Annotated in this window: 32 protein-coding genes; 19 read left to right on the forward strand and 13 right to left on the reverse strand. The window is 41.1% G+C overall.

Annotation, left to right across the window (positions count from 1 at the left end):
• Position 1: 1 nt before the first annotated feature.
• From pstB (AC6UDD_RS06450) to AC6UDD_RS06475, 6 genes are all read right to left on the reverse strand, one after another.
• Positions 2 to 775 (reverse strand): phosphate ABC transporter ATP-binding protein PstB, encoded by a 774-nt coding sequence (pstB, locus tag AC6UDD_RS06450; protein WP_500719833.1) that lies wholly within the window; start codon positions 773 to 775, stop codon positions 2 to 4.
• A 10-nt stretch (positions 776 to 785) separates the two neighbouring features.
• Positions 786 to 1,586 carry a phosphate ABC transporter ATP-binding protein PstB gene (gene pstB / locus AC6UDD_RS06455; protein ID WP_500719836.1) on the reverse strand — a complete coding sequence of 267 codons (801 nt, stop codon included), beginning with the start codon at positions 1,584 to 1,586 and terminating at the stop codon, positions 786 to 788.
• A 3-nt stretch (positions 1,587 to 1,589) separates the two neighbouring features.
• Positions 1,590 to 2,492, reverse strand: coding sequence for a phosphate ABC transporter permease PstA (gene pstA / locus AC6UDD_RS06460; protein WP_500720044.1), 903 nt, complete (start codon positions 2,490 to 2,492; stop codon positions 1,590 to 1,592).
• A 2-nt stretch (positions 2,493 to 2,494) separates the two neighbouring features.
• A complete protein-coding gene (gene pstC, locus AC6UDD_RS06465; protein WP_500719839.1) occupies positions 2,495 to 3,418 on the reverse strand; it encodes a phosphate ABC transporter permease subunit PstC in 924 nt (307 codons plus the stop codon).
• 19 nt (positions 3,419 to 3,437) lie between these two features.
• Positions 3,438 to 4,325 (reverse strand): phosphate ABC transporter substrate-binding protein PstS family protein, encoded by an 888-nt coding sequence (locus tag AC6UDD_RS06470; RefSeq protein WP_500719842.1) that lies wholly within the window; start codon positions 4,323 to 4,325, stop codon positions 3,438 to 3,440.
• 177 nt (positions 4,326 to 4,502) lie between these two features.
• Positions 4,503 to 5,132 carry a TetR/AcrR family transcriptional regulator gene (locus tag AC6UDD_RS06475; protein ID WP_500719845.1) on the reverse strand — a complete coding sequence of 210 codons (630 nt, stop codon included), beginning with the start codon at positions 5,130 to 5,132 and terminating at the stop codon, positions 4,503 to 4,505.
• Positions 5,133 to 5,318: 186 nt separating this feature from the next.
• On the opposite strand from AC6UDD_RS06475, the gene AC6UDD_RS06480 reads away from it, so the two are divergent.
• Positions 5,319 to 6,170, forward strand: coding sequence for a metal ABC transporter solute-binding protein, Zn/Mn family (locus AC6UDD_RS06480; RefSeq protein ID WP_500719849.1), 852 nt, complete (start codon positions 5,319 to 5,321; stop codon positions 6,168 to 6,170).
• Between the two features lie 39 nt (positions 6,171 to 6,209).
• Here the strand turns inward: AC6UDD_RS06480 and AC6UDD_RS06485 are convergent, their stop codons facing one another.
• Entirely contained in the window at positions 6,210 to 6,935 is a 726-nt protein-coding gene (locus AC6UDD_RS06485; protein WP_500719852.1) for a winged helix-turn-helix domain-containing protein, read from the reverse strand.
• A gap of 96 nt (positions 6,936 to 7,031) precedes the next feature.
• A complete protein-coding gene (locus AC6UDD_RS06490; protein WP_500719854.1) occupies positions 7,032 to 7,172 on the reverse strand; it encodes a hypothetical protein in 141 nt (46 codons plus the stop codon).
• Between the two features lie 130 nt (positions 7,173 to 7,302).
• On the opposite strand from AC6UDD_RS06490, the gene AC6UDD_RS06495 reads away from it, so the two are divergent.
• Complete coding sequence (locus tag AC6UDD_RS06495) at positions 7,303 to 7,833, forward strand: GtrA family protein (RefSeq protein WP_500719856.1); 531 nt, start codon at positions 7,303 to 7,305, stop codon at positions 7,831 to 7,833.
• Positions 7,834 to 7,866: 33 nt separating this feature from the next.
• On the opposite strand, the gene AC6UDD_RS06500 is transcribed toward AC6UDD_RS06495, so the two are convergent.
• Together AC6UDD_RS06500 and AC6UDD_RS06505 are read right to left on the reverse strand one after the other, a co-directional pair.
• Positions 7,867 to 8,532 carry a type 1 glutamine amidotransferase gene (locus AC6UDD_RS06500; protein WP_500719860.1) on the reverse strand — a complete coding sequence of 222 codons (666 nt, stop codon included), beginning with the start codon at positions 8,530 to 8,532 and terminating at the stop codon, positions 7,867 to 7,869.
• Positions 8,533 to 8,601: 69 nt separating this feature from the next.
• Positions 8,602 to 8,847, reverse strand: coding sequence for a hypothetical protein (locus AC6UDD_RS06505; RefSeq protein ID WP_500694037.1), 246 nt, complete (start codon positions 8,845 to 8,847; stop codon positions 8,602 to 8,604).
• 203 nt (positions 8,848 to 9,050) lie between these two features.
• Here AC6UDD_RS06505 and AC6UDD_RS06510 point away from each other — a divergent pair, with 203 nt between their 5' ends.
• On the forward strand, positions 9,051 to 9,680 hold the full coding sequence (locus AC6UDD_RS06510) for a YdhK family protein (RefSeq protein WP_500694036.1): 630 nt from the start codon (positions 9,051 to 9,053) through the stop codon (positions 9,678 to 9,680).
• A gap of 48 nt (positions 9,681 to 9,728) precedes the next feature.
• On the opposite strand, the gene AC6UDD_RS06515 is transcribed toward AC6UDD_RS06510, so the two are convergent.
• Entirely contained in the window at positions 9,729 to 9,956 is a 228-nt protein-coding gene (locus AC6UDD_RS06515; RefSeq protein WP_500707444.1) for a hypothetical protein, read from the reverse strand.
• Positions 9,957 to 10,081: 125 nt separating this feature from the next.
• The gene (locus tag AC6UDD_RS06520) at positions 10,082 to 10,339 is read right to left on the reverse strand and encodes a hypothetical protein (RefSeq protein WP_500719863.1); all 258 of its coding nucleotides are present in this window, start codon (positions 10,337 to 10,339) and stop codon (positions 10,082 to 10,084) included.
• A gap of 254 nt (positions 10,340 to 10,593) precedes the next feature.
• Here AC6UDD_RS06520 and AC6UDD_RS06525 point away from each other — a divergent pair, with 254 nt between their 5' ends.
• The 3 genes from AC6UDD_RS06525 (at position 10,594) to AC6UDD_RS06535 (ending at position 14,178) form a co-directional block, all read left to right on the forward strand.
• Positions 10,594 to 11,430 carry a DUF6574 domain-containing protein gene (locus tag AC6UDD_RS06525; RefSeq protein ID WP_500719867.1) on the forward strand — a complete coding sequence of 279 codons (837 nt, stop codon included), beginning with the start codon at positions 10,594 to 10,596 and terminating at the stop codon, positions 11,428 to 11,430.
• Positions 11,431 to 11,441: 11 nt separating this feature from the next.
• Positions 11,442 to 12,881 carry a zinc ribbon domain-containing protein gene (locus tag AC6UDD_RS06530; RefSeq protein WP_500719870.1) on the forward strand — a complete coding sequence of 480 codons (1,440 nt, stop codon included), beginning with the start codon at positions 11,442 to 11,444 and terminating at the stop codon, positions 12,879 to 12,881.
• A 97-nt stretch (positions 12,882 to 12,978) separates the two neighbouring features.
• The gene (locus AC6UDD_RS06535) at positions 12,979 to 14,178 is read left to right on the forward strand and encodes a zinc ribbon domain-containing protein (RefSeq protein ID WP_500719874.1); all 1,200 of its coding nucleotides are present in this window, start codon (positions 12,979 to 12,981) and stop codon (positions 14,176 to 14,178) included.
• A gap of 25 nt (positions 14,179 to 14,203) precedes the next feature.
• On the opposite strand, the gene AC6UDD_RS06540 is transcribed toward AC6UDD_RS06535, so the two are convergent.
• The gene (locus AC6UDD_RS06540; RefSeq protein ID WP_500719877.1) at positions 14,204 to 14,827 is read right to left on the reverse strand and encodes an SGNH/GDSL hydrolase family protein; all 624 of its coding nucleotides are present in this window, start codon (positions 14,825 to 14,827) and stop codon (positions 14,204 to 14,206) included.
• 124 nt (positions 14,828 to 14,951) lie between these two features.
• On the opposite strand from AC6UDD_RS06540, the gene AC6UDD_RS06545 reads away from it, so the two are divergent.
• The 13 genes from AC6UDD_RS06545 (at position 14,952) to AC6UDD_RS06605 (ending at position 25,945) form a co-directional block, all read left to right on the forward strand.
• Positions 14,952 to 15,785, forward strand: a complete 834-nt coding sequence (locus tag AC6UDD_RS06545; RefSeq protein WP_500719880.1) for a phosphopentomutase — start codon at positions 14,952 to 14,954, stop codon at positions 15,783 to 15,785.
• A gap of 99 nt (positions 15,786 to 15,884) precedes the next feature.
• The gene (gene rihC, locus AC6UDD_RS06550) at positions 15,885 to 16,802 is read left to right on the forward strand and encodes a ribonucleoside hydrolase RihC (protein WP_500719882.1); all 918 of its coding nucleotides are present in this window, start codon (positions 15,885 to 15,887) and stop codon (positions 16,800 to 16,802) included.
• Positions 16,803 to 16,948: 146 nt separating this feature from the next.
• Positions 16,949 to 17,671, forward strand: a complete 723-nt coding sequence (rsmG, locus tag AC6UDD_RS06555; protein ID WP_500719884.1) for a 16S rRNA (guanine(527)-N(7))-methyltransferase RsmG — start codon at positions 16,949 to 16,951, stop codon at positions 17,669 to 17,671.
• Between the two features lie 15 nt (positions 17,672 to 17,686).
• Positions 17,687 to 18,460: a ParA family protein gene (locus AC6UDD_RS06560; protein ID WP_500694026.1), complete on the forward strand. Its 774-nt coding sequence runs from the start codon at positions 17,687 to 17,689 to the stop codon at positions 18,458 to 18,460.
• On the forward strand, positions 18,444 to 19,328 hold the full coding sequence (locus AC6UDD_RS06565; RefSeq protein WP_500719888.1) for a ParB/RepB/Spo0J family partition protein: 885 nt from the start codon (positions 18,444 to 18,446) through the stop codon (positions 19,326 to 19,328). Before AC6UDD_RS06560 ends, AC6UDD_RS06565 begins: the two co-directional genes overlap by 17 nt.
• 13 nt (positions 19,329 to 19,341) lie before the next feature.
• Positions 19,342 to 19,533: a DUF951 domain-containing protein gene (locus tag AC6UDD_RS06570; protein ID WP_500719891.1), complete on the forward strand. Its 192-nt coding sequence runs from the start codon at positions 19,342 to 19,344 to the stop codon at positions 19,531 to 19,533.
• Between the two features lie 14 nt (positions 19,534 to 19,547).
• On the forward strand, positions 19,548 to 20,645 hold the full coding sequence (gene ychF / locus AC6UDD_RS06575; RefSeq protein ID WP_500699625.1) for a redox-regulated ATPase YchF: 1,098 nt from the start codon (positions 19,548 to 19,550) through the stop codon (positions 20,643 to 20,645).
• 9 nt (positions 20,646 to 20,654) lie between these two features.
• Positions 20,655 to 21,395 carry a DUF1129 family protein gene (locus AC6UDD_RS06580; RefSeq protein WP_500695787.1) on the forward strand — a complete coding sequence of 247 codons (741 nt, stop codon included), beginning with the start codon at positions 20,655 to 20,657 and terminating at the stop codon, positions 21,393 to 21,395.
• Positions 21,396 to 21,533: 138 nt separating this feature from the next.
• Positions 21,534 to 22,220, forward strand: coding sequence for a response regulator transcription factor CroR (croR, locus tag AC6UDD_RS06585; protein WP_500719895.1), 687 nt, complete (start codon positions 21,534 to 21,536; stop codon positions 22,218 to 22,220).
• A 17-nt stretch (positions 22,221 to 22,237) separates the two neighbouring features.
• Complete coding sequence (locus AC6UDD_RS06590; RefSeq protein WP_500720047.1) at positions 22,238 to 23,425, forward strand: sensor histidine kinase; 1,188 nt, start codon at positions 22,238 to 22,240, stop codon at positions 23,423 to 23,425.
• Positions 23,406 to 24,695 (forward strand): D-alanyl-D-alanine carboxypeptidase family protein, encoded by a 1,290-nt coding sequence (locus tag AC6UDD_RS06595; protein ID WP_500719897.1) that lies wholly within the window; start codon positions 23,406 to 23,408, stop codon positions 24,693 to 24,695. Before AC6UDD_RS06590 ends, AC6UDD_RS06595 begins: the two co-directional genes overlap by 20 nt.
• 125 nt (positions 24,696 to 24,820) lie before the next feature.
• Complete coding sequence (locus tag AC6UDD_RS06600) at positions 24,821 to 25,597, forward strand: AzlC family ABC transporter permease (protein WP_500719900.1); 777 nt, start codon at positions 24,821 to 24,823, stop codon at positions 25,595 to 25,597.
• A gap of 15 nt (positions 25,598 to 25,612) precedes the next feature.
• Positions 25,613 to 25,945, forward strand: a complete 333-nt coding sequence (locus AC6UDD_RS06605; protein WP_500719902.1) for an AzlD domain-containing protein — start codon at positions 25,613 to 25,615, stop codon at positions 25,943 to 25,945.
• Positions 25,946 to 25,994 lie beyond the last annotated feature (49 nt).

Below are 25,994 nucleotides of genomic sequence, written 5' to 3' on the forward strand. Positions count from 1 at the left end.
CTTATCCAAATTTTCCGTTGAGGTAGTCACTTGTTTCCTGCTTGTCAGGGTTCATAAACATTTTTTTGGTTTTGCCCACTTCTACCAGTCGACCGTTCAGCATGAATGCCGTTTTGTCTGAGATTCGAGAAGCTTGTGACATGTTATGAGTCACGATGATGATCGTATACTTGTCCTTGATGTTTAGGAGGGTGTCCTCAATCATCTGACTCGAAATGGGGTCTAATGCGCTGGTTGGTTCATCGAGGAGGATTACATCGGGTTGAATGGCCAAAAGTCTGGCAATACAGATTCGTTGTTGCTGCCCTCCAGAAAATGAAAGGGCACTTTTATGAAGTTTATCCTTAACCTCATCCCAGATGGCCGCTTGTTTTAAAGACTCTTCGACGCGTTCGTCCAGTATTTGTTTATTTTTAACGCCAGCTAATTTTAAGCCAAAGGTGACGTTATCATACACGGAAAAGGGGAAGGGATTGGGTTGTTGAAAAACCATTCCGACTTCTTTTCGGAGTTCCACGATGTCTTCCTTTGGACCGTAAATATTATGACCATTGAGCGTGAAGCTTCCGGTAATGGTAATATCCGGGATTAAATCGTTCATTCGGTTTAAACAACGTAGGTACGTTGACTTTCCGCATCCTGATGGTCCGATGAGGGCGGTAATTTCATTTTGTTTAAAATTTAAATTAATACCGTGTAAAGCTTTCTGTTTTCCGTAGTATAGATTGACGTTTTCAGTTTTGATAATTTCTTTTGGTTTGGTTTTACTTGTCATTTGCTTCTCCTTAACCGAAGTTACCGGAAATGTAGTCTTCAGTGGCTTTGACCTGTGGTCTGGTGAAAATATCCGCTGTTTTAGCGTACTCCATGACGTGCCCTAGATGGAAGAAAGCGGTATAGTCACTGACTCTGGCAGCTTGCTGCATGTTATGGGTCACAATGATAATCGTATATTTTTTCTTTAGCTCCAGAAGGGTTTCTTCAATCTTAGACGTTGAGATGGGATCAAGGGCGCTCGCTGGTTCATCTAGCAACAAGATGTCAGGTTGCATGGCGATTGAACGGGCGATACAGAGTCTTTGAGCTTGTCCACCAGATAGAGCAAGGGCACTCGTGTCCAATTTGTCTTTGACTTCGTCCCACAAGGCGGCGGCTTTTAAGCTCTGTTCCACTCGCTGATCAAGTTCCTTAGGATCTTTTACACCGTGCTTTTTCAGGGCAAACTTGATGTTTTCCCGAATGGTTTTGGCAAATGGGTTGGGATGCTGGAAGACCATGCCGATGTTTTTTCGAAGAACGTAGACGTTTAACTTTTTTTGGTTGATGTCCACGTCTCGATACATGATTTTACCAGTGACGTTTGCCACACCGTCGTTCATTCGGTTAAGACAACGAAGAAAGGTGGATTTACCTGATCCAGAGGCTCCAATGAGAGCGGTGATCTTGAACCTAGCAAAGGCAAGGGAAGCATCAAAGGTGGCTTGCTTTTTTCCGTAGAAGACGTTCATGTCTTCGGTCTCAAGGGCCATTTCTCCTGGTGGTGTAATAATTTGATGGTGGTCTAAATCGTAATTTTGTTGAGCCATGTTTTAACCTCGCTTTTTTCTAGAAGTCCCAGTCATCTTGCGGTAAGCCCAGTTACCTAAGAAGCGCGACGACAGGTTAAAGACTAAGATAACAATGATAAGAACGGCTGATGCTCCACTTGAAACGACGTGTGCATCTGGGACAATGCCCTCGGTATTTAGTTTCCAGATATGAACCGCTAAAGTCTCGGCTGGACGCATGGGATTTAAGAAACTGCTGGGACTGAAGGGATTCCAGTCGGTGTAACTTACGATTGGGGCACTTTGACCAGCGGTGTAGATTAGGGCGGCAGCTTCCCCAAAGATTCGGCCGGAACTAAGAATGACACCGGTGATGATGCCCGGGATGGCTAGTGGCAGTACCACTCCAGTGATGGTTTTAAACTTGGAGAGTCCGAGCGATAACCCAGCTTCTCTTTGTAATTTTGGGACCTCTTCGATGGAATCTTCGACACTTCTAGTAAGGAGTGGCAAGTTGAAGATGGTCAAAGCAATCGCTCCTGACAGGATGGAGTAGTCAAGTTGAAACTTGATTACTAGCACCAGGTAGCCAAACAAACCAACGACAATGGAAGGTAATGAACTTAAGACTTCAATGGCCGTTTTGACGAGTGTTGTGAGCCAGTTGTCTTTGGCGTATTCCGCAAGGTAAATTCCAGCCCCAAGACTGATTGGCAGCGAGATGATGATCGTCAGTACCAGCAGGTAGACGGAATTAAAGAGCTGATCTCGAATCCCACCGCCCGCACTGATCGAACTGGACGTGGTGGTTAAAAATTTCCACGAGATATCGGGTAGACCGGTGATGAGGATGTAACCGAGTAGGAAGATTAAGATCAGAACTACGACTAAGACTAAGGCCCAGATGGTCCCAATGGCGAACTTATTAATTTTTTTGGCATTTATTTTCATTTTTTAAATGCACTCCTCTTTCCAATTAGTTTTACGATGACGTTGAATACTAGTGACATTACTAGTAAAACTAAGGCCAGTGTCCACAGGGCGTTGTTAGGCAACGTTCCCATGATGGTATTACCCATTTGGGTCGTCAGTTGACTGGTTAAAGTTGCAGTTGGACTTGTCAAGCTAGTTGGCATGAGGACTGCATTTCCGATAACCATCTGGACGGCTAGTGCTTCACCAAAGGCTCGCGCCATTCCGAAGATCATCGCGGTCAGGATTCCTGGAGTGGCAGCCCGTAAGACCACTTTGTACATCATCTGCCATTTAGTGGCTCCAAGTGAAAGGGCAGCACTCCGATAGTCCCGCGGGACGGCCTTTAAGGCATCCACTGACATTGAGGTGATGGTCGGAAGAACCATGACGAACAAGACGATGGTAGCTGGTAAAATCCCAGAACCAGTCCCGCCAAACACCGTTCTAACGATGGGAATCAAGACCATTAAACCGATAAACCCGTAGACGACGGATGGAATTCCAACGAGCAATTCGATTACTGGTTGCAGGATCTTTTGTCCTCGTTTGGGTGCAATTTCGGTCATAAAGAGGGCCATGGCGATGGCAAATGGGGTGGCAAGAATGGCGGATAATAGGGTAACCGCAAATGACGTGACGATCATTGGTAGTGCGCCAACTTCTGGTTTGCCATTTGGCCCCATTTGGCTTGGATTCCAAGTTCCCTTGGTGAAGAAATCAATGATACTGACGTGATCGGAGGTAAAGGTTGCCAGTCCCTTGGTGGTAATGAAGAAGAGGATGGTAATAACGAGGATCCCGATCAATCCGATACATATGAGACTAATAAAATGACCAACTTTGTCTTGATGAGTTTCTTTTGATGGTTTCAGTAATTTTTCTTTAATGTCATTCATATAAAAACCACTTTCATAATTATTTAACCGCTTGAACTTGACCTTCAGCATTCTTTTCAAATTTCATATTTTTAACTTGAATGTATCCGATCTGCTTGACTAATTTCTGTTGAACATGATCTGAAAGCATGTAATCAATAAATTTTTTGGTAGTTCCAGTGGGCTTGCCCTTGGTATACATGTGTTCATACGACCAAATTTTCCAATTGTTATTTTCCACGTTGGAGTCGGTTGGTTGTACCTTGTCGATGGAAATACTTTGCGTTTTATTGTTTAAATATGGAAACGAAAGGTAACTAACCGCTCCAGGAGTTGATGAGACGATTTGTTGCACCGTTCCGTTTGAGTCTTGTTGCTGGGCGTTGACGGCTTTTTTGCCCCTTAAAACGGACTGTTCAAAGGTCATCCGGGTTCCACTTCCCTCGACCCGGTTAATCACCACGATCTTGACGTTGTTTCCGCCGACTTGCTTCCAGTTGGTGACCTTCCCGGTAAAAATCTGTTCCAATTGTTTCATGGAGAGATTTTTGACTCCTACCTTCTTATTTGCAACCGGTGCGATTCCCACCACGGCGACCTTGTGGTCAACTAAGTCACGAGCGGTAACCCCAGGTTGTTGGGAGGCAAAGACGTCTGAATTACCAACGTTGACGGCTCCCTGTTGGATTTGGCTTAAGCCAGTTCCGGATCCACCACCCTGGACGTTTACATTAACTTTCGGGTTACTAACCTGATACTCCCGACTCGCTTGCTCGACCAGTGGTTGAAGTGCCGTGGAACCAACGGCGGTAATCTTATTACCGTTTTTGGCTTTGGTGGAAGAAGATGATCCGCACGCGGCGAGTCCCAGCGCCAGCAGTCCACACGTTAATATCAATGCAACCCTTTTCTTTTTGCCTAATGACATGGACGAAATCTCCTTTGGTTTAAATGGACATTATTTTGTTTACGAACCAAGTATATAAGGTGAATGTAAATGTTAAGTAAATTTTACGGTCTTTTTATGTAAATGTTTGGTAAAACCAAAAAGACCCCTTCAATCGTGCTTGAAGAGGTATTAAATAACATTGTTATCAAAATCAAACTAAATGGATAGCCATGCCATCCATCCCGGATAGAAGAAGTCGTAGAGGTTGTTACACAGCATGATGGCCTCTTGTTCGTTATACCGATGTTTCAAAATGTCACAAAAAGTAGCATAAAACGAGAACACGTGAAAATGCAGTTCCTGGTAGTTAAACTTAAAGCTAATGGGGATGATGTTACGTTCTTGCATGATCCCAATGGCGTTAGCAATTTTTTGGGTAAAGTACTTCGTTAGCATTTCGGCTAGATTGTCATACTTTGACCCCTCTGATTTAAAAAGAATTAATTCCTTATACTTCGGATTAGCGTAGAGGGTATGGATGATTTGATTCATATTCAAAATGTTTTGTTTCCACACCGTTTGGACGCTATCGGGGCTGATCTTAGCCATTCCTTGATTAAACTGATTCTCGTATTCATCTTTTAGTTGCTTAATAAAGGGATCGATAATTTCATCCAAGATTTTGTCTTTAGATTCAAAGTGTTTGTAAAAGGAACCAGTGGTCCGGTTAGCGTTTCGGCAAATTTCACGAATCTTTGTCTTATCAAACCCGTTTTTTAAAAAGGCCTCAAAACCGGCATCTAGTAATAGGGAATGGGTTTTATCCTGGTTACGAACGTTTGCCATGAAAATTCCTCCAGTGGATTGATTGCTTAATTTAAGATAACAGTGTTATATTAGGTGAGTATTATTTGCTTAATGATGGTCAACTTAACTTCGTATGATTTTTCAAAGGAGAAAAACAATGATAAAAAAGTTTAAGTTAAGTATAACAGCAATTTTAATCTTATTTTGTGTCATCGTGTTAGTTGGTTGTGGGAAAAATCAGCAGGTGAACGGGCCAACCATAAGCTGAGGGTGGTTACTTCAACTAATTTTTACGGTCAAATTGCGAAAAATGTTTTGGGAAATCAAGGGAGCGTTCAGCCGATTATCAAGGGAAGCGGTGACCCACACGATTTTGATCCGTCAACGAGTAATGCGAATCAAGTTGTAAGAGCAGACGTGGTCGTTGAAAACGGCATTGGGTACGATGATTGGATGAAAAAGCTGGTCAAGAATGGAAGTGATCAGACGTCGGTTGTCAACGTTTCAAAGGTAATGAACCGAAAAGATGGGGATAACGAGCACATTTGGTACGATCCTGACACCGTTAGTAAACTCGTCTATCGATTGGCAGACGTCTACAGCGAAAAACAGCCGAATCACAAACGTTATTTTCATGATAATGCCAAGCGGTATTTAAAAGAGTATGAACCAGTTAGAAAGCAGGCAGAAAAAGCACGGGATAATCTGAACGATCACCAGTTAAATCGCAAGGTCGACGTCAGTGAACCGGTTTTCGATGATGCCCTTCAGTACATGGGATATCAGGTAAATGATCCTGATTTTGGCAACGCGACCGAGAAGGAGGTTGATCCGTCGCCTAAGAGCATTCAGAGAATCAGGGATGATATCACTCACCATCGGATTGCTTTCTTTGTTGATAACACGCAGGCTGACAGTAAAATGGTCAAGAACCTCGTCAAGTTAGCAAAGGATCATGATGTTCCGGTTGTAAAATTGACCGAAACGATTCCTGAAGATAAAAACTACTTGGAGTGGATGAATGATGCCTATCGACAGGTGGTCAGGATTCAAAATAATGAAATGAAGAACAAATAAAAAGATATCTAAACCTATTAGTGGTTTAGATATCATTTATTATTGTTTATTTAATTCAGCTTCAAATTCATAACCAAAGCCGCGAACCGTTTTGATTAAGACCGGTTCTTTGGGATTAGGTTCAATCTTGTCCCTTAGATGACTGATGTGCATTTCAAGCATGCGGGAAGATTGGTCGATGTAAAGATCGTTCCAAACGCCGTTTAGGATTTGTTCACGACTGAGGATCCGTTTAGGGTGGGTCAGAAAGTACTCTAAGAGCTTGAATTCCTTAGGCGTTAGTCGAAGTGAGGTACCGTTTTTGGTGGCAACCTTCTGGTCTAAGTCAACGTCGATGTCAGAAAAGTGAAATCGTGGTTTAACCTTCTGATGCTTTTCTGGTTTGAGACGCTGATTTTCGTCTTGGTAGAAGCGCGCACGATGCTTCATTCGCAGCATGACCTCGTCAGCGTTGTATGGTTGGATGATGTAGTCGTCGATGCCCACTTTAAATAATTGGTCAACAATACGCTCGTCCTTTTTTTCTCCCAGAGCGAGAATTGGAAGTGAGGCCGTTTGGCGGATTTTAAGGACAAGGTCGATCAACTTTTGAGCTGCAACGGTACTCAGGTCCCAAATAATGGCTTGTTCCTCATACTTTTGAATGGATGATAGTAAGCTTGAAACATCGTATAAATCGTCGACAAAGTAGCCGTTGTCATTAAAGGTTTGGTTGAAACTAAGTGCTAATGATAATTTTTCAGTCACTAAAACAATGTGATTCATGGCACCATCCCGATTAAAAATCACGCTTCTCTTTCTTCACTCATTATACAGTTTTATGGCTTATAATCGTAGCTTTAACGTTTTCACGTAGCTAAACTACTTGGAATCAGAATGTTGGTTCTCTTTTTCCTGTCGCTTTTTGGCGCGATGAAGACTCACTAAGACGGTAATGATGGTTACCACCACGAAAACGACTACCATCATAATGACGAGCCCGATAAACGTGCTTAAATCCATGTCGTCCATTCCTTTCGTTAATGAATGATTTTATTTTAACACGACCGAAAAGATTAAGTTTTAAGGAAATCACAAATTTATAACTTAATTGATTGTGATAAAATGACTAGGAAGGAGTTTGATGCATATCATGAATGATACAAACGACGCTAATACTACTAACTACTTAGATATCGTAAAAAGATTAGTTTTTGATGAAAAAATTGAATACTTGTTTTGGGGCGCTATGACCACCCTGGTCTACTTTGTCAGTCGATTCGTTTCGATGAAGATTTTTACCAGTGATTTTACCCCGGTCTTGATTGCCCAAGTGCTGTCGATTGCGTTTGCCTTCGTGGTGAACAAATACTTTGTTTTTAACAGTGGAACGCAGTCCAAGACACTTCAGGCTCAGATCGTTAACTTTGTTTCGGGACGATTGTTTGTTTTGGTCCTCGACTTTTTGATGACTTATGTAATGATCGATAAGTTTCCGCAATTTTTCATTAAGATTTTGTTTTTAGACCACTTAAATTATTCGGCTTGGTTGTTCCAACTTCCTGTTGTTCACGGGTTGATTGGGAGTCCCACGTTGTTCAATAGTTTTATCTGTGTGGTTGGGACGCAAGTCATGGCCATTGTGATTAATTACTTTGTTTCGAAGTACTTTGCTTTTAAATAAAATCAAAAAAGCATCCACTTTTCTAAGTGGGTGCTATTTGTTTGCGATGTAATCCAAAATCTTGAATAAATCGCGATGGTTCTGTTTTGAAATTGGGTGGTTAATGATGGTGTTCTTAGACTGCTTGAAAACAGAACCATTGAGGTAGGAGTAGTCGTTAATTGCCATTTCGGTAACGTTGTCGTGTTTGGGCTCGAGGTGAAACTGGAGGCCAACGAGATTATTCTTTACAAATCCCTGATTAGTAAGTTGATCACTTGAGTACAATAACGAGGCACCATCTGGAATTTGAAACGTTTCTTCATGCCAGTGGAGCACTTCTAGTTGGTTGGATAATCCGAGGATGAGTTTTGATTTTAAGTAGACAAGAGCAAACCCAACTTCCTTAGTGTGCGAGTCAAAGACGGAAGCTCCTAGAACTTTGGCCATTTGTTGGGCACCAAAGCAGACGCCAAAGACTGGTTTTCTTTGGCTAATCATCCGTTTAATTAGTTCTCGTTCGGATTTGATCCAGTTTGTGTCGTCGTTGACGCTCATTGGCCCGCCTAAGATCACTAACATGTCGGTCTTAGATGCGTCTGGTAGCACCTTAAACTGGGAAGGATGATAAACGAACATCTGGTGATGGTTGTAATGAATCCAGGCGGAGATTGCTCCAGGTCCCTCATCAGAAGTGTGTTGTAAAATACTTACTCTCATTATTGTTGTGCCTCTCGAATTGACCGTGATAATAAAAAAAATAATGCCAATTGGCATTATTTTAGTAAATTACATCATTCCGCCTTGCATACCGATCATGGCCGCAATGGCTGCGACAATCATCTTGAACAATCCCATTACGATGAATGCAACGATGATTCCAAAGGCAATTGTGAATGCCATTTGCATTGATGATTTCCAAGCAGCCTTGTCTCTACCACCGAGGAACTTGTAGAACAACCATGCTAAAGCGATTAGAATGATCAAAATTACAACTAATGCAACAATTGAAATGATTAAACTTTCTGTACCCATAATTTTCACCTCACAAACATAAGATTATATATATTTAGCATGAACTTTTAGGGTTAAATGTGCAAACATATTACTTAATTTTGAAGGAATCTATAAGAATCTTAAAATATGCTTACGGTAAGTCAATTTAGTAACTTTTTGGTATCAACGGTGCTATCTTAACAGTTGAAACATCATAAAAATATCAAGGGAGCTCTTCAAAGATGAAAATGAAGAAAACATTATTTACGTTAGCTGCCGTAGCTAGTGTGGGATTGGTACTTACTGGTTGTGGAGAAAGCAAGAGTAGTTCTAAGTCCAGTTCGTCATCAAATATGTCGAGTAGCAGTAGCGAAAAAACAATGAGTAAAAAGGACATGAAGGAAACCAAGGGCGATAAGTCAATGGACATGAATATGCAAATGAAGCATAAGATGAATCTTCCAACTGACTTAGCTGCCGCTAAGAATCCTAAGTTTAAGGTTGGTTCAGAAGTTAAATTATCAGCTAACCACATGAAGGGCATGAAGGGTGCCAAGGCTAAGGTTACCGGAGCATATGACTCACCACTTTATGTCATCGATTACAAGCCAACCGATGGTAAAGCTGAAGTTAAAAATCATGAGTTTGTTACCAAGGACCAACTTAAGGCTGACAAACAAGGTGCTACCTTGAAGAAGGGCGAAAAAGTTACCGTTGAAGCTGATCACATGCCTGGCATGAAAGGTGCTAAGGGTAAGATTGTTAAAGTTTGTGACGGTCCTGCCTATGCTGTAACCTTCAAACCAACTAATGGTGGCAAAGAATACGTTAACCACCAATGGGTCAGCCAAACTGAAATGAAAAAATGCTAATTTAAATTAGTTCAAAAATACTAGGACGTTGTCCTAGTATTTTTTATTTTAGATGAAGTTGTAACCGATGGCACCAATTAAACCAATAATCGCGGCAATTAAATACCACTTAGTTTTCTTATTTTTGCCGAACATGCCCCATAAGAGTTCATCAATAAAAACGATTAAGACCGTGATTAGTAAGATATTGAAGTGGGCGAACATGATGGCAATTACCAGGGCAATGCCACAGATAAGATCGTTAATGTTTCGTAAAACCTTGCGCTTGTTTTTCATTTTTTCTCCATTAATAGTAGTTTGAGGTTTAATCAGTGATACTAATCATATTACTTCGGATGCCTTTTAGACAACATCATCTGAAACCAAAAAAATTCCTTAGCTTGAATTGGCTAAGGAATTTCTTATAGGTACTGTGATTTTTTGAGTGCTTCTTGAAGAGCTTTAGGACAAACGTTAATGTTCTCGGTGACCTTTAGGTGGTTATTACTAGCGGCCTCCACGATTTTGGCAATGTCATTAACAGCCATTTTACCCTCTAAGGCATAAGCAATGTGGACGGCAAATTCGTAAAAGTTATGGGAATCCTGCATCTCCATTTGCACGGTATTGTATAGTTTTTGGTCATTTATAAAAACATCGTTTCCAGTACAATGAATCATAAGCACGCCTCCTTTATTATCTTATAATAATTATAATTAAATAAGTTGAATAATCAAATGATGGGATTGTAGTTCATCAAAATTCACTAACACTGAGGAAACTTGGTGAGCGGGAATGACTGAATGGCCGATATCCCGTGCCTTAATTAATTGATTTTTTTATTTATGTGCCTTAGCCCTTTGATTGAGCTAATCAGTATGTGATAATGTAAACGTAAGAAAATCTTAATATTTATTTAATTGGAGGAACTAATATGAATGAATGTCCTAATTGTCATTTTAATAACAAGCCAGGCGCAAAGTTTTGTGTCAAGTGTGGAACTAAGTTGACTGGCAACAGTCAAACAAGCAGTAACAAGGTACATAATGAAGCAAAAAAGCAGCAACACCCCCGTAATTCACAGGCTGACGTTTCTAACGGGTTAACCAGCGTGTTTAATTATTTCATTGAATCGATTAAACATCCAGTCAAATATGAGGCTACTAGTGAAAAGTATCTGGGATATATCTCGCTTGGAATCTTCGCCGTTTTGACTTGGTTAGTTTCGTTTATTTTAGCAATGAGAATGAAGAGCGGACTGGCCTCTGAATCAGTTCCATACTCACTTATTCATAAGATGGACGGTGTCATTAACACGAGCGTTATGGGACTAGGACTGATTATTGCCGTAATCGGTCTGTTAGCTTGGATTTTAGGCTATGTCGGTGTTCACTTTGTCATGAACAACAATATGAGCCTCAGTGATTATACGAATGAGTACGGTAAATTTTTAAACGTTGGAATTATTTTACTGTTGGTGGGCCTGCTCCTATCCGCCGTGATGCCCGCTGGGATTTTGTTTTTAATTGGTCTCTACGTGGTCGACCTGGCCATCACCATTTCGGGTTGGGCGTTAATCTATGAAATGCTCTTTTCTAAGAATTTTGGGTCGATTGATAGTTTCTATGTTTTACTGATTGTAACGGTTATTGTGGCAATCATTTCCGCTGTCCTAGTAGCTATTTTGGGTAACAGCCTGGGCTCTCAACTTCAGACTTTGGGTCAAGAGATCATTAACAACTTTGCTGCTAACTTTGGTCAGGGATACTAGGAGGAGTCAAAATGAGTGAAGAAGCGTCTTTTTGTCCCAATTGTGGACATCGAATTAATGTAAACGATGAGTTCTGCCCCAATTGTGGGTATAAACTAACTCCTAATGGATCACCAAAAAATCAAGCAGGACCAAGTCACAAGACATCAGGGAGTGAGCCCCTGCGTCAGACAAGTAACGTTAATCGTCCGCGAAAGCAAAAGAAGATGAGACCACTTACTAAAGTGATTTGGGTGATTGTGGTGGTCTTGGTAGTGGTACTTATCGGTGGTTACTTATTTGGAAGGAATTACTATTCAAAAGCTAATCAAGTCGACCGGGTCATCTCAGCGATTAAAAATGATCAGGAAAAGAATTTGGCCAATGTATCGGAAACAAACGACCCGAACTTTAAGATTAGTGGGAAAGCAATGAAGCCAACCATTAATTATTATGCTAGTAACAAGGACCAGTTATCAAAGCTTAGAAGTCAGTTCATGCGCGATAACGATAATCCGGTGACCGACAACCTGCAGTTTAAGCAGGAAGGTAACACCTGGTTAGTTTTTCCTAAGTATAAACTGATGGTCAAACCCGTTTATTCTAATATTTCCACTAACCTGAATGGGGTCTCTTTTAGTGTGAACGGCAAGCAGATTACCAGCAACATGGGCAGTCAAAAGGCTAAGAAGATTGGGCCACTTGCACCGGGTCTTTATAACATTACCACTGCTGGAAAAGTCAATGGCCGTGAATTACACAATAATGGTCAGTTCGACTGGATTGATGGTGCCAGTTCAGCGTCCTTACCACTGCGAATTATTACCTTTACCGTAAAGGGTCAACCAGGATCAGACGTGTTGATTCAAAATAAGAAAGTTGGGACGATCGGTGATAATGGGAGCTTTAAGCTCTCTAACTACCCATTCAGTACGAACATGAACGTTCAGGTTCAGATGAAGGGCAAGTCTGGTAAATTAATTCAGAGTAAACCATATAATTTAAAAGATAGTGATAACAACAACACGATTGAGCCGAAGTTTGATGGGATTGCCACAAAGGATCAGGCAGATCGGGTCTTGAATCCACTCTGGACTCAAGTCAGTGGTGCCGGCAACGACGTGGATATTTCTCATTTCTTTGATGGTGGAAATAGTAGTCCTGCTTGTCAGGATATGCTGAAGATGGTCAAAAGTTATAATGACAATGATAAGATTGAGTCATTTGAAACCAGTGAGAGGACCGAGTCGGTCGCACCTTATGATAGTGGGGAGACGCAGGTCACTTATCAGGTTGACTATACTTTCAATAACAATGACGACGATGACAATAGTTCAGTTCGTCATCAGACGTTTGAGTACAATGCCATCTTGGTCAAAAATCCTGGCAGTGATGATTCTGATGATCTTCCGTTTATCATCAAGAGTAACCAGTCAGTTAAGAAAGTATCGGATAGTACCAATAACGATTAATAGTAATCTAGAAAAGAAACGAGCATTCTGTGCTACGTTTCTTTTTGTTTGGTGTATGTTATGATTTCCTCAATATTATAAAAGGATGGAAATTAGATTGGCAGAAAAACGTAAATCACATAAATTCTTGGCCTTTTTACTCGTGTTGGAAATTATCATCGTGATTGTGGTCGGAGTTTCCGGGACAAAGTATTACTCAAAAAAAGCCAGTGGTGACCGCTTGGTGAATGCCCTGCGTAATCACGAACAAAAGCAGGTGATTGCTGGAATCAAAATTGACGGGCAAACGGGTGCTCCAAGTGAAAAGGCCCTTCAACCCCTTGTTAACGATTTCGATCAAAATCCGGAAGCAGTTAATCGGCTCAAAATGCAGATTAACGGTGAGAAAGCGGCCGGAAGCAACTTGGTTTATAAACAAACGGGGAAGAATTTCCTGGTATTTCCACGTTATCAACTGGTAGTTAAACCAATTGATCCTAAAATTAAGACCAATCTTTCAAAGGCAAACGTGACAATTGATGGAAACAAAGTAGATAAAACGGATGACAATGGTGATTTGAACGTGAAGTCACTCATCCCGGGAGTTCATCAGATTGAGGCGACTGCCACGGCTGGTGGTAAGCAACTTAAGACTTCCGGACAGTTTAATTTGATGAAGTCATCTGATACGGCGAACCTGACGTTTAACGTGGTTTCGTTTGGACTTCAAAGTGTCCCAGACGCCATCGTCTACGTTGACAATCACCCGGTTGCTCAAATTGGTGCGAACGGCAAGGCGAAGGTCAATAATTTACCCATTGGTGATGATTCATCAATTTGGGCCACTCTTAGTGTTGACGGCAAACCAATGAAAAGTGAGGTTCAGTACCTCGGGATGAAGAATAATCATTCTGAGATCAAATTTCCGTTTAAAAAGCTGGTTGATAAAAAGGCGGCGACTGGTCTGCTTAAAGCCGTGTGGGAGCCGCTGAACCATGATGTTTTTGACGAAAAATCAGCTGATCAGGTTCAGTACGACCAAAACTTTGTTGGTGGGAAAAGTAACCCAGCCTATAATCAGATGATTACGATTGCGAAAAAAGATCATGCACCAGACGTTAAGGATCTTCAGATTAAGGTAAACGTTAAAAAGGTTACAAGTACTGGTGAGGGGAAAGCCACCGTTGATTTTGCGGTTCAAACTGATTCAACCAACGATCAGGGTCAAAAAGCGTCAAAAACGACTAACTATCGGGCTGATGTTAAACAAGATGTTAATAATCAACTCAAACTTAAGGGTCTGGATGAGGTTAAATAAAAAAGGAAGCCGATTATGGCTCCCTTTAGTTGACGTTTGCTTTAATAAACTTTGCAATGATTTCAGCCATCATTTTGTAAGTAGCGGAATTAGGGTGAAGACGATGGTCATGCAGTCTGGTTTTGTAATTATCGTCGTCGACAAGGGTTGGTGCCACCTTACGCCAGTTCAGATACGGAATGTTATTTTGGCGATAAACGGTGGCTAAGCCGCAAAGGAGCTGACCAAACGTGTAGTGGGCGAGTCCCTCAATGTGGTAGTTATCGGCGCCACCATCGAAGCGGTTCAATGGAAGGATTCCTAGAATTTGGATGGACGGATTTTCAGCCCTGATTTGCTGGATGTTTTCGTTTAACATCCTTTTAACTACTTCTAAAGTATCGTAGCGGTGGGCAAAATCGTTGGTACCGTAAAAGATCGTGGCAATGTCGTAGTCACGAAAATTGTTGTGGTTAACCTGATAGGTTAAGTCTAGTTCACAATTGCCGGTAATGGTCCCAGCATTCTGACCCGCGTTTTTGATGAAGTTAAATGGTAAAATTTGACCTAAATAATAGGGCCAATTGTGCACTAAATCTTTTTCTCCGTCAAAACCACGAGTTAACGAGTCACCTAATAATATGATGTTGTCTTCATTAATTGATTTCATTTTTTAAACCTCGGTTGTGAATTGTGATACTATCATTTTACTGCTAAGTCAATTGACATGGGCATTTTATTATTGCATTATAGAATATAATTAAATTTTATTAAGTCGCATGGGAGATGAAAACGTGAGTTATAAAAGGGTAATTGTTGTGGATTTAGCATCACTCGGATTACGCTCGGACAATGAAGCAGAACAACTTAACGCTTCAAGCGATAACATCCTTTCACACGTTTTGAATCAATCATCAAAGTCGGACTTACCGTCACTTCGGCGGTTGGGCCTTTTTAACATTTTTTTTGATGGGGGTCGTTCTTCATCAGATGAAGTCAATCCCGAGGGCGCTTACGGATTAGTTCGAACTAATTCCGTGGTTAACCGGCCCGCTTCTGGATTGCGAGAAATGTTTGATTGTGCCGTTAATTCACGGGTGTCAAGCGTCTTTGAAGAGGTTTATAAAGCGGAAAAGAGTTCCGTGATCATTTCCCGATTTGTGGAATATCTTCAGGTTCAGGACTTTTCCAGACGGATCCAGGTACCCGATAATACCTCTGCTTTTGTTGAATTAAATCATCAACTGGAAAAGGTTCGGAGCGGTTTTATTTACGTTCAAGTTCCAGATCTTCAAACCTCCGCTATGGAAGGTGATTTGGATCAATTCTCATCGGAACTGAAGAAAGTTGATGTCATGTTATCAGAATTGATGGATTCTTTAGAGGATGATGACTTGTTGATTGTTACCTCAAGTCGGGTTGGTGATTCACAAACTCAGGATGGATTATCAACTTACAAGATTTTACCAGTAATGTTGTATGATAATCAATCGACCGATCGTCACATTGAAGATATTAATCGAGTAAATGTAATTGGTGGAACGGTTCTAGATGGATTAGGAATTCTCGATCGAGTAAAACGACCATCAGTGAGTTTACTTCCATATTTAAAAAAAGAGACAGCTTAGGCCGTCTCTTTTTTGATTGCTTTTAATCTAAAGCAGCTAATTCAATTATGCGTGTGGTAAACTTGACTAATAACGACGGATTTAAAACGGAGGGATATTATGCAAAAAATTATTATGGACATGGACCCAGGAATTGACGATGCTGCGGCTTTGTCAGTGGCACTCAATGAGCCAGAACTGGATGTGGACTTGGTGACCACCGTCGCTGGAAACGTGACGGTTGATAAAACCACGATTAATGCCCTCAAAATTATTAATTTTTTTCATGATGGTGAGCGAGTGAAAGTCGCTAGTGGAGCCGCCAATCCTTTGATAAAGCCGTTTGAAGATGCGGCTCGGATTCACGGTGAGTCTGGGATGCGCGGTTATGATTTTACGGGTGAACTGCCAGAGCCATTGAAAATGACCGCGGTGAAAGCCCTTCATGACCACATTATGGACAGTGAAGAGCCAGTCACGTTGGTCGCAACGGGATCTTATACTAACGTTGCCCTCCTACTGTCTGAATATCCAGAAGTAAAAGCCAAGTTAGAGCGGATTGTTGCCATGGGCGGAGCACTTGGACGTGGTAACATGACCAGTGCTGCTGAATTTAACGTCTTTACTGACCCAGATGCGGCCAAAATAATGTATCAAAGTGGCGTTAAAATCGTGATGATTGGACTTGATGTGACCAAAAAAGCTCTTCTTACTAACGAAACTTTAGCTGAAATTAAGAAAATGAATCGAGCGGGAGAGATGCTCTCTGCCATTATCACTAGTGATGGGGATCAAAGTGATGCAGGCGTGGCCATGCATGATGTTAATACGATTTTCTACCTACTACACCCAGAATTACTTACTACTGAAGAGATGTGGATTGATATTCAAACTACTGGACCCGCCAATGGTGCCACCGTTGGTGATATTCGTGGTGCTTATCATCATGGTCAAACTAATGCTAAGGTTGCCGTTGACATTGACGCCCAAGCGTTTAATGACTGGTTTAAATCTGAAGTTCAAAAGATGCAAGATTAAACGGAACGGAGTAAATTGCTAGGCAATTTTTTTCCTTTTTTTGGTAACGAAATCTTTAAATTTTCGTTATAATGAATAAAGGGTCTAATTTAAATTGGTTTAACTTTAAGTAGTTTCCAATTGTTTGTTTTACATAGGAGAAGTAAATGAATCCAGAACAGTTTAAAGCGGCATTGTTAAAGCACGATATCTCACTATCGGACTTTCAAGTAGAACAGTTTAAAAAGTACTACGAACTCTTAGTGTCGTATAATCAAAAGGTGAATTTGACGACCATCGTTGAACGTGATGACGTGTATCTAAAGCACTTTTACGATTCACTTACCCCCGTTTTTTACATACCAGAGCTTAAAAAAGCAAGATCAATTGTAGATGTTGGTGCGGGAGCCGGGTTTCCGTCAATCCCACTTAGAATTATTAACCCCGATTTAGAGGTCACCATCGTGGACTCACTTAATAAGCGGATTATCTTTTTGAAACAACTAGTTAGTGAACTGGGACTGACTAACGTGCGCCTTGTTCATGCTCGTGCCGAGGAATTTGGTGGGAAGCGGTCGAAAGATCGTGAACAATTTGATTTTGCGACCGCACGGGCACTGGCGCGGTTGAGTGTGATGTCTGAGTTGTGCCTTCCACTGGTTAAGATTGGTGGCAAGTTAATTGCGTTAAAGGCCGCTAGGGCTCCTGAAGAACTGAAGGGAGCAAAAAAGGCGATTACAACTTTAGGTGGTAGAGTCGAAAATGACTTTGAGTTTAAATTACCGGAAAACGATGAAGTCAGAAATATAATTGTCATTGATAAAGTGACCAAGACACCGAAGAAGTATCCAAGAAAAGCTGGAACTCCAAATAAGGATCCGATCAAGTAAGAAGGAGGGAACAACATGGGAACCGTTATATCGCTTGCAAATCAAAAGGGTGGCGTTGGTAAGACCACTACTGCTGTTAACTTGGGGGCTGATCTAGCTACAAAGGGCAAGAAGGTCCTGCTGGTTGACGCCGATGCCCAGGGGAATGCCACTAGTGGTGTTGGCCTTAGTAAGCAAAAAATTAATAAAGATATTTATGATGTTTTAGTTAATGAAGAGCCGATTGAAGACGTTATCCTACATTCGGCTCATCAAAATCTCGATATTGTTCCTGCTACCATTCAATTATCTGGAGCAGAGATTGAGTTGACCCCCATGATGGCGCGTGAAACACGCTTGAAAACGGCACTTGAGAGTGTCTCTGACAAGTACGATTACATTTTAATTGACTGCCCACCTTCTTTGGGATTAATCACGATTAACGCCTTTACCGCCAGTGATTCGATTCTGATCCCGGTTCAATCCGAGTATTATGCCCTAGAGGGATTGAGCCAATTGCTTAATACCATTGGTTTGGTCCAGAAACATTTCAATCCCAATCTCAAGATTGAGGGAGTGTTATTGACTATGTTTGATTCCCGTACTAATCTTGGAGCACAAGTCAATGGTGAGGTCAGAAAGTTTTTTAAAGATAAGGTGTACACCACCGTCATCCCCAGAAACGTTCGTTTATCGGAAGCCCCCAGTCATGGACTACCGATCATTGACTATGATGCCAAATCAAAAGGCGCCAAAGTATACATGGAATTGACAAAGGAAGTGTTAGCTGCCCATGACCAACAAAAATAGTAAGGGATTAGGACGTGGAATTGAAGCATTGTTTAAGGACAATGACGTTAATAGTGATGACGAAGCAGTCGTTGATCTTGACCTGACCGAGATTTCACCTAATCCTTATCAACCAAGAAAGAAGTTTGATCAGAAGGCTCTTGACGATTTAACCCAATCCATTAAAGAATCAGGAGTTTTTCAGCCAATTATTGTGCGCCACGACGTTGACAATCATAATTACCAGATTATTGCTGGTGAACGTCGATTTCGGGCATCTAAAGCTGCTGGGAAAACTAAAATTCCAGCAATCATTCGTGATGCCACCGAAGAGCAAATGATGGAAATCGCTGTAATGGAAAACTTACAGCGTGAGGACCTTAATCCACTAGAAGAAGCTCAAGCGTACGATACTTTAATGACGAAATTGAATTTAACGCAAGCACAAGTTTCAGAACGCTTAGGGAAGAGCCGCCCTTATATTGCGAATTATCTTCGTTTGCTGGGGTTGCCCCAGTCAGTTAAAGACATGTTGCAGAAAAAACAACTGTCAATGGGACAGGCGCGCGCTCTTTTGTCAGTCAAAGAGAAATCACAACTTTTGAGTTTAGCTACGAAAGCCAAAGATGAGACCTTGACGGTTAGACAGTTAGAAAAGCTGATTGCTAAGGCTAACAAGGCTCATTCAACTAAGAGTAAACGACCAGTGAAAAAGTCCAAGTCTCCCTACATTAAGGAGAGCGAGGACCAACTTCAAGATAAATTTGGAACCAAAGTTTTGATTAATGAGACCAATTCTAAGATTGGTAAGGGGCAAATCCAGATTGATTACATGTCAAACGACGATTTGAACCGGATTTTAGACCTATTGGATATTCATCTCGACTAGGGAGGATATTTTTATGTATGGAATGAATGATATCGTTGAAATGAAGAAACAGCATCCCTGTGGCACAAATCGATGGGAGATCATTCGAATGGGAGCTGACATTAAGGTTCAGTGCATGGGTTGTGGTCACATTGTGATGATTAGTCGACGACAATTTGAGAAACGTTTAAAGAAAATACTAGAAAAACACGAAGAAATTAACTAAAAGAGGTAAGCAGGATGTCTTTAACAGCGGGAATCGTTGGGTTGCCGAACGTTGGTAAGTCAACACTTTTTAATGCCATTACTAAAGCTGGTGCTGAAATGGCTAACTATCCTTTCGCAACGATTGATCCAAATGTAGGAATGGTGGAAGTGCCAGACAAGCGGTTAGACCGGATTCAGGAATTGATCCCAGCTAAAAAGGTGGTACCAACTACTTTTGAATTTACCGACATCGCGGGGATTGTAAAGGGTGCTAGTAAAGGTGAAGGACTTGGAAACAAGTTTCTTGAAAACATTCGTCAAGTGGACGCCATTGTCCACGTGGTGCGGGCCTTTGATGACGACAATATCACCTCAGTTACTGGAACCGTTGACCCCATTGGCGATATTGAAACGATCAACGTCGAACTTGGGATTGCTGATTTAGATGCCGTTGATAAACGAATTGGTAAAGTTCAAAGAGCAGCAAAGGGCTCGGACGAAGCCAAGGAAGAACTGGATGTTTTAAACAAGATTAAACCGGTGCTTGAAGATGGTGGAGCTGTTCGGGATATTGATTTTGATGAAGACGAGCAGAAAATTGTTAAGGGATTGTTTCTTTTAACCTCTAAACCCGTTTTGTATGTCGCTAACATTAGTGAAGAATCGATGGCTGATCCAGAAAGTGACAAGTATTTCAAACTGGTTAAGGACTATGCTCAAAAGCACGGGGCCCAGGCAATTGGGATTGCTGCCGAAACTGAGCAGGAAATTGCTGAACTAGGTGATGATGACAAAGCTGACTTTCTTGAAGCTGAAGGAGTTAGTGAACCCGGTCTAAATAAGTTAATTCGGGCTTCATACAAATTGCTTGGACTGGAAACCTTCTTTACTGCAGGTGGCAAAGAGACCAAAGCCTGGACCTTCAAGAAGGGCACTAAGGCACCTCAAGCCGCTGGAATTATCCATTCTGATTTTGAACGGGGCTTTATTCGAGCTGAGATTATGTCCTTTGAAGACCTCGATAAATATGGAAGTGAAAATGCCGTTAAAGAGGCTGGAAAATTGCGGGTTGAAGGTAAGGATTACGTCATGCAGGATGGCGACATTGCCGAATTTAGGTTCAACGTCTAGGAGGAAATTATGAGCGAGGAAGATAATCGAAAACGAAATGCTAAAGCAAAACAGCATCAACATCACTCAAACACTAAGATTGCTGAACGAGAACAATTTGATCACGTTGGTTTGACCAAGAGAAATGCTGAATATATGTATAAGTTTAAGCAGGAACTTTCGGAAACCAAATTGGAACCAGAAAAGCAAGCTGCTCAGATCAGTACGATGGTAAACGAACTAAAAAAGGCTCAAAAGAGTGGGGTTACCGCAAAGAATCTGTATGGAACGGTTGCTCAAAAAGTGCAGGTTACGGTTCACCCGCCAAAGAAACCCCAGAAGATGACACCCATCACCTATGTGATTGATGCCACGTACAACTTTTTGTGGTTTTTGGTCCTGTTCTGTTTCTTATACGCAGCCATGTTCTTTATTAATTCCTCGCAAGCATCAAAAGGTGGTGTAATGGGGATTACTGGAATCTTCGTTTCCTCAATTGTTGCTGGTGCCGGGATGCCACTTATGACTAACTTGTTTGCTCCAGGAGTAAAGCATAAATATAATGGCATCATTCGAGCTTTGATGATGGTTCTATTGTTCGCAATTTGGATGTTAGTCTTCTTTGGTGGAACGTATATTCCGAGAGTGATTAACCCGATTACCAGTCCGATTGTTGATGCAGTGATTGGTGTGATTGGAATTGCGGGAATTTTGTACATGCGTCATCGTTTCCCAATTACCAATGGACTATTTACCGGGAACCGAAATTAATTAATGAATCGTGGATCAACTGGTCTACGATTTTTTTGATGTGAAAGTTTAAATGTTTATAATATTAAAACAATTTTGGTTAATCTCTGTTTTTAATCTGATAAACTGAAAGAAAATAGTGAATTCGAGGTAATTAAAATGAAAATTTTAGTTGTTGATGACGATAAAGAAATCGCACAGTTATTAGAAATTTATATTAAAAACGAAGGATACGAACCAATCTCGGCCTATAACGGTAGTGATGCCCTCTCACTTTTACGTACTGAACCAGACATCGGCTTGGTAATTTTGGATATTATGATGCCCGGAATGAGTGGGATCGACGTCATTAAAGAGATTCGCAAAGATTCACAGATTCCAATCATTGTGTTGTCCGCTAAAACGGCTGATATGGATAAAATTCAGGGACTGGTCTCTGGAGCTGATGATTACGTGACCAAGCCATTTAACCCGTTGGAAATCATGGCACGAGTTCGTTCCCTGCTTAGAAGAAGCCAAAACGACGTCACTAAGGACAAGCCCGATATTTTAAACGTGGGTCCACTTACCATCAACAAAGATTCACACGAAGTTAAGACGGAAGATGGCAAAGAAATTCAGTTAACCGCTCTGGAGTTTGGCATTTTGTACCTGCTTGCCAGCCATCCGAACCGGGTCTTTTCTGCTGATGAGATTTTTGAGCGCGTCTGGAAACAAGAAAGTATCATTTCGGCTAAAACCGTGATGGTCCACGTCAGTCATTTACGCGACAAGATTGAAGAAGCCACTGGCGGTGAAAAAGTAATTCAAACCGTTTGGGGCGTCGGCTACAAAGTGGAAGCATAATAAAAGGAATCTTGAGTTTGAAATTAACGACGAAGGAAAAAACTGAATTATTTGGTGAAGGAGTAGTTACTTTAATATTATTACTCCTTTTAAACTTGGCGATTACCGTCATTATTACTGAGTCAATTGAGAGTAACCCCGGTCTTAGGGACGGAATCTTTATCATTAAGCAGTCAGTGACTTTTGGGCCGATGCACTTTCGATTGCTTAGCTGGGAGAATCTCTTCATCATTGCCATGGGTGTGATTGACGTCATTATTATTTACTGGCGGCTGATTCGGCGCTATCACCAAATGCAACTCCGTCACATTATTTCGGAATTGCATTACATTGCGAACGGGCACTTTGACCATCGAATTCCCTTTGAATTAAAGGGAGATACCGAGCGGGTCATTCAGAGTATCAATGCGCTCGTTGACAGTGTCATTGAATCCATGAATGATGAGCGCGAAGTGGAAGCATCAAAGGACAAGTTGGTCACCAGTGTTAGTCATGATTTAAGAACGCCCTTGACTTCAATTCTGGGGTATCTTGGTCTTATTGAAGACGGTCAGTATCAAAATGAAGACGACATTTTAAAGTATTCGCATATTGCTTATTTAAAGGCGCAACAAATGAAACAGTTGGTGGACCGGCTCTTTGAGTATGCTAAGGCAGGTGACAAGTCTAAGCCGTCGCAAAAAATTGATAACATTGATGTGAATGCCCTATTGGAACAGCTTCAGACCTCATTTAAACTTGATGCATCTAAGCACAAGATGACGATTGAGATGAAGCCACTCAAGCGCGACATTTGGATCAAAGCCAACGCGGAATCGTTAGGTCGGGTATTTAATAACCTGATTTCAAATGCTTTTAAGTATGGAAAGGGTGGCCGTCACATCTATCTTTCTGCTAAGCCGTTTAGTAGTGAGGGAGTTGAGATTATCGTTTCAAACGATGGCGAACAGATTCCAAGGGGTTCACTCGATCACATCTTTGATCGTTTTTACCGGGTTGAGGAGTCACGAAATACCAAAACTGGTGGAACTGGTTTAGGACTTGCCATTGTTCGTGAGATTGTCACCAATCAGGGTGGTTATATTAACGTTTCTTCAACGAAAAAATTAACCGCATTTAAGATTTACCTTCCATTGGATGTTAAGCATCCATTACGGAAAAATAAACATGTGATAGGAGAGAAAAATGAAAACCAAGAAAAGTAATCATAATGGTCATCAATTTCTCGTTTCATTTTTAATCATGACGTTAGCGCTTATTGCCATGATTCCAGAGACCTTGGTCAAGGGCAACTCGAACGAAATCGATAGTAAAGCTGCCATCGCAGTAGACGCTAAATCAGGACAGATTATTTATCAAAAAAACTCTGCTAGAAACTTACCGGCAGCCTCGATGAGTAAGTTACTCACCGCATACATAGTTCAAAAACGAGTTCATGATCATCAATTGAAATGGGACACTAAGGTGAATATTTCACCTGCAGTTGCCAAATTAAGTACCAAAAAAGGGTTCACCAACGTTAAATTAGAGGCCCATAAGAAATATACGGTAAGGGCACTCTATTCAACGGCCTTGATTGGTTCAGCTAACGCGAGTGCGATGGCACTTGGTGATAAAATCTCTGGTAACAGTGAGAATTTTGCCAAAACCATGCGAAAGACTGCCAGAGAATTGGGAGTTAAAGACGCCAAATTCTATAATGCCTGTGGTCTGACTAATAAACAGGTTGCACCGATGAACTTACCAAGGGTGACTGGTGATTCTGAAAATGAGATGTCAGCAAAGGACACGGCAATCATCTCTTCCAAAATCATTTCACAGTATCCGGATGTGCTAAAAACCACTAAGAAAACGCAGTATACCTTTGGTGATACCGACCAGAAACCGAAAGAAGTTGTCAAAACTTCTAACGAAATGTTGAAGGGACAACGATATTACGATCCAGCCCTAAACGTGGATGGCCTAAAAACGGGAACTTCTAAGAAAGCGGGCGAAAACTTCGCAGGGACTTTAGATAATCACCATGGTCATCGCATTATCACGGTAGTCATGGGTGCTAAGCCTAATCAACGATTTATCGTTACTAAGAACTTAATGGAACATGTAATCAAGAATTATCGCCCCATGAAGTACGATAACGAGCAGTTTACCGAGAATCATCTAAAGGTGATTAACGGGAAAAAACGGACGGTTAAAGTCAAGATGAGCAAACCAGTTACCCTGTGGGGCAAAGTTTCTCAACCAAATGAGTTTAGCAACCACATTAGACTTGATCCAAAGCATGCTAAAGATAATGCGGTATCGGCTCCCGTGCTTAAAAATCAGAAGATTGGAACTAATCAAGTTGGATTTAAAAATCAGAAGGTGGAATTTTTAAATCATGATGGTGGAAAAGCGCCAATCGTTACCTGCCAAAGCGTTGATAAGGTTGGCTTCTTTTCGAGATTGTTCCGTGAAATCGTGGAATTTTTCTGATAATTACCATTAGAACAAAATTATGGTTTGTTATTTTGCCATTTTTTCTTATAATGAACAATGTACGCAAAAAGTTAATTAATTTTTTAGGTTATTTATTCGAGAAATCAAGTGGAGGATTTCAATTGACAAAATTAGTACCGAATCCTAATGAACCTACTTGGAAAGCCAATTTCAAGGTCTCATTTCCCTTAGACTTGAGTTACATTCCAATTGGTTTGGCGTGTGGGATTTTGCTACACGCTGCGGGATTTAACACGTTTAACACGATTTTGGTATCACTGCTGGTTTTTTCCGGTGGTGCCCAATTTTTGATCGCATCCATGTTAACCATTAATTCACCACTTCTAACGATTGTGTTGATGCTGTTCTTCCTAGAGCTGAGATACGCATTATTAGGATCAAGTCTTTCTAAGTATCTTCACGGGCAGAACACGCTCTTTACGTTCTTTTTTGCCTGTTCTTTAAATGACGAAAATTACGCTGTGAACTATTTAAAATTTTCAACTGACAAGAAATGGACCCCGAAGGATGCGTTGCAGGTGGAACACTTTACTTTATTCTTCTGGACCATTAGTAACTTAGTGGGGAGTTTAATTGGGTCAGCTCTTACAATTGATCTGACTGTGGTGCATTTTGCACTCACAGCGCTCTTCTTGTATATGATTGTGATGCAGTTAAAAGACCTGTTAAAAGTGTTCATTGCACTTCTTGCTGCTGGTCTTGCAATTTTCTTCTTAGTGTTAACAAAATCAACGCTAGGATTGGTAGCAGCTACCCTAGTGGCGTCGTTTGTCGGATTTTTGTTGGATAAGTATTTCCGAATTCGCAAGCGGAAGACCAACAAGAAGAGTATTTTTCTTAAGACGTTTAAAAACCCTGCGGGTACACCAAAGGAATAAGTTGGGAGAATTGTTATGAAATGGGATGCGATGCAACACTTTCTGTTAATACTGCTGTGTTTTTTGGTTGCCTTAGCTCCAAGATTTATACCCTTAGCATTTTTTAGAAAGCGCAAGATTCCAAAGTGGTTTACCGAATGGATGGAATTTGTACCAATTTGTCTGTTTACTTCACTGGTAATAAAGGATATTTTTATTAATCAATCATATGCCTTTTCAATTAGTGGTCAGGGACCAGAATTAATCGCTGCCGTGTTGGTAATTGGGATTGCCTACTGGACCAGATCCATGCTAGTTTCAGTGATGGCAGGACTGGCGGCGGTGTTTCTGTTAACGTTTGTCCTTTAATAAATATTTGATAACAAAAAGACGTAACTTCATCAGTTGAAGTTACGTC

It is taken from the genome of Fructilactobacillus sp. X2R1C3 (assembly GCF_059901425.1).

What these genes read in the sequence shown, in the direction of transcription:
- pstC (WP_500719839.1), bottom strand. Translation starts at nt 3,418, where the DNA reads ATGAATGACATTAAAGAAAAATTACTGAAACCATCAAAAGAAACTCAT.
- AC6UDD_RS06495 (WP_500719856.1), top strand. Translation starts at nt 7,303, where the DNA reads ATGAATGATACAAACGACGCTAATACTACTAACTACTTAGATATCGTA.
- AC6UDD_RS06475 (WP_500719845.1), bottom strand. Translation starts at nt 5,132, where the DNA reads ATGGCAAACGTTCGTAACCAGGATAAAACCCATTCCCTATTACTAGAT.
- AC6UDD_RS06525 (WP_500719867.1), top strand. Translation starts at nt 10,594, where the DNA reads ATGAATGAATGTCCTAATTGTCATTTTAATAACAAGCCAGGCGCAAAG.
- pstB (WP_500719833.1), bottom strand. Translation starts at nt 775, where the DNA reads ATGACAAGTAAAACCAAACCAAAAGAAATTATCAAAACTGAAAACGTC.
- AC6UDD_RS06470 (WP_500719842.1), bottom strand. Translation starts at nt 4,325, where the DNA reads ATGTCATTAGGCAAAAAGAAAAGGGTTGCATTGATATTAACGTGTGGA.
- AC6UDD_RS06565 (WP_500719888.1), top strand. Translation starts at nt 18,444, where the DNA reads ATGACCAACAAAAATAGTAAGGGATTAGGACGTGGAATTGAAGCATTG.
- AC6UDD_RS06540 (WP_500719877.1), bottom strand. Translation starts at nt 14,827, where the DNA reads ATGAAATCAATTAATGAAGACAACATCATATTATTAGGTGACTCGTTA.
- AC6UDD_RS06595 (WP_500719897.1), top strand. Translation starts at nt 23,406, where the DNA reads ATGAAAACCAAGAAAAGTAATCATAATGGTCATCAATTTCTCGTTTCA.
- ychF (WP_500699625.1), top strand. Translation starts at nt 19,548, where the DNA reads ATGTCTTTAACAGCGGGAATCGTTGGGTTGCCGAACGTTGGTAAGTCA.
- AC6UDD_RS06605 (WP_500719902.1), top strand. Translation starts at nt 25,613, where the DNA reads ATGAAATGGGATGCGATGCAACACTTTCTGTTAATACTGCTGTGTTTT.
- AC6UDD_RS06570 (WP_500719891.1), top strand. Translation starts at nt 19,342, where the DNA reads ATGTATGGAATGAATGATATCGTTGAAATGAAGAAACAGCATCCCTGT.
- AC6UDD_RS06505 (WP_500694037.1), bottom strand. Translation starts at nt 8,847, where the DNA reads ATGGGTACAGAAAGTTTAATCATTTCAATTGTTGCATTAGTTGTAATT.
- AC6UDD_RS06500 (WP_500719860.1), bottom strand. Translation starts at nt 8,532, where the DNA reads ATGAGAGTAAGTATTTTACAACACACTTCTGATGAGGGACCTGGAGCA.
- AC6UDD_RS06515 (WP_500707444.1), bottom strand. Translation starts at nt 9,956, where the DNA reads ATGAAAAACAAGCGCAAGGTTTTACGAAACATTAACGATCTTATCTGT.
- AC6UDD_RS06530 (WP_500719870.1), top strand. Translation starts at nt 11,442, where the DNA reads ATGAGTGAAGAAGCGTCTTTTTGTCCCAATTGTGGACATCGAATTAAT.
- AC6UDD_RS06510 (WP_500694036.1), top strand. Translation starts at nt 9,051, where the DNA reads ATGAAAATGAAGAAAACATTATTTACGTTAGCTGCCGTAGCTAGTGTG.
- AC6UDD_RS06580 (WP_500695787.1), top strand. Translation starts at nt 20,655, where the DNA reads ATGAGCGAGGAAGATAATCGAAAACGAAATGCTAAAGCAAAACAGCAT.
- rsmG (WP_500719884.1), top strand. Translation starts at nt 16,949, where the DNA reads ATGAATCCAGAACAGTTTAAAGCGGCATTGTTAAAGCACGATATCTCA.
- AC6UDD_RS06560 (WP_500694026.1), top strand. Translation starts at nt 17,687, where the DNA reads ATGGGAACCGTTATATCGCTTGCAAATCAAAAGGGTGGCGTTGGTAAG.
- croR (WP_500719895.1), top strand. Translation starts at nt 21,534, where the DNA reads ATGAAAATTTTAGTTGTTGATGACGATAAAGAAATCGCACAGTTATTA.
- AC6UDD_RS06485 (WP_500719852.1), bottom strand. Translation starts at nt 6,935, where the DNA reads ATGAATCACATTGTTTTAGTGACTGAAAAATTATCATTAGCACTTAGT.
- AC6UDD_RS06520 (WP_500719863.1), bottom strand. Translation starts at nt 10,339, where the DNA reads ATGATTCATTGTACTGGAAACGATGTTTTTATAAATGACCAAAAACTA.
- AC6UDD_RS06490 (WP_500719854.1), bottom strand. Translation starts at nt 7,172, where the DNA reads ATGGATTTAAGCACGTTTATCGGGCTCGTCATTATGATGGTAGTCGTT.
- rihC (WP_500719882.1), top strand. Translation starts at nt 15,885, where the DNA reads ATGCAAAAAATTATTATGGACATGGACCCAGGAATTGACGATGCTGCG.
- pstB (WP_500719836.1), bottom strand. Translation starts at nt 1,586, where the DNA reads ATGGCTCAACAAAATTACGATTTAGACCACCATCAAATTATTACACCA.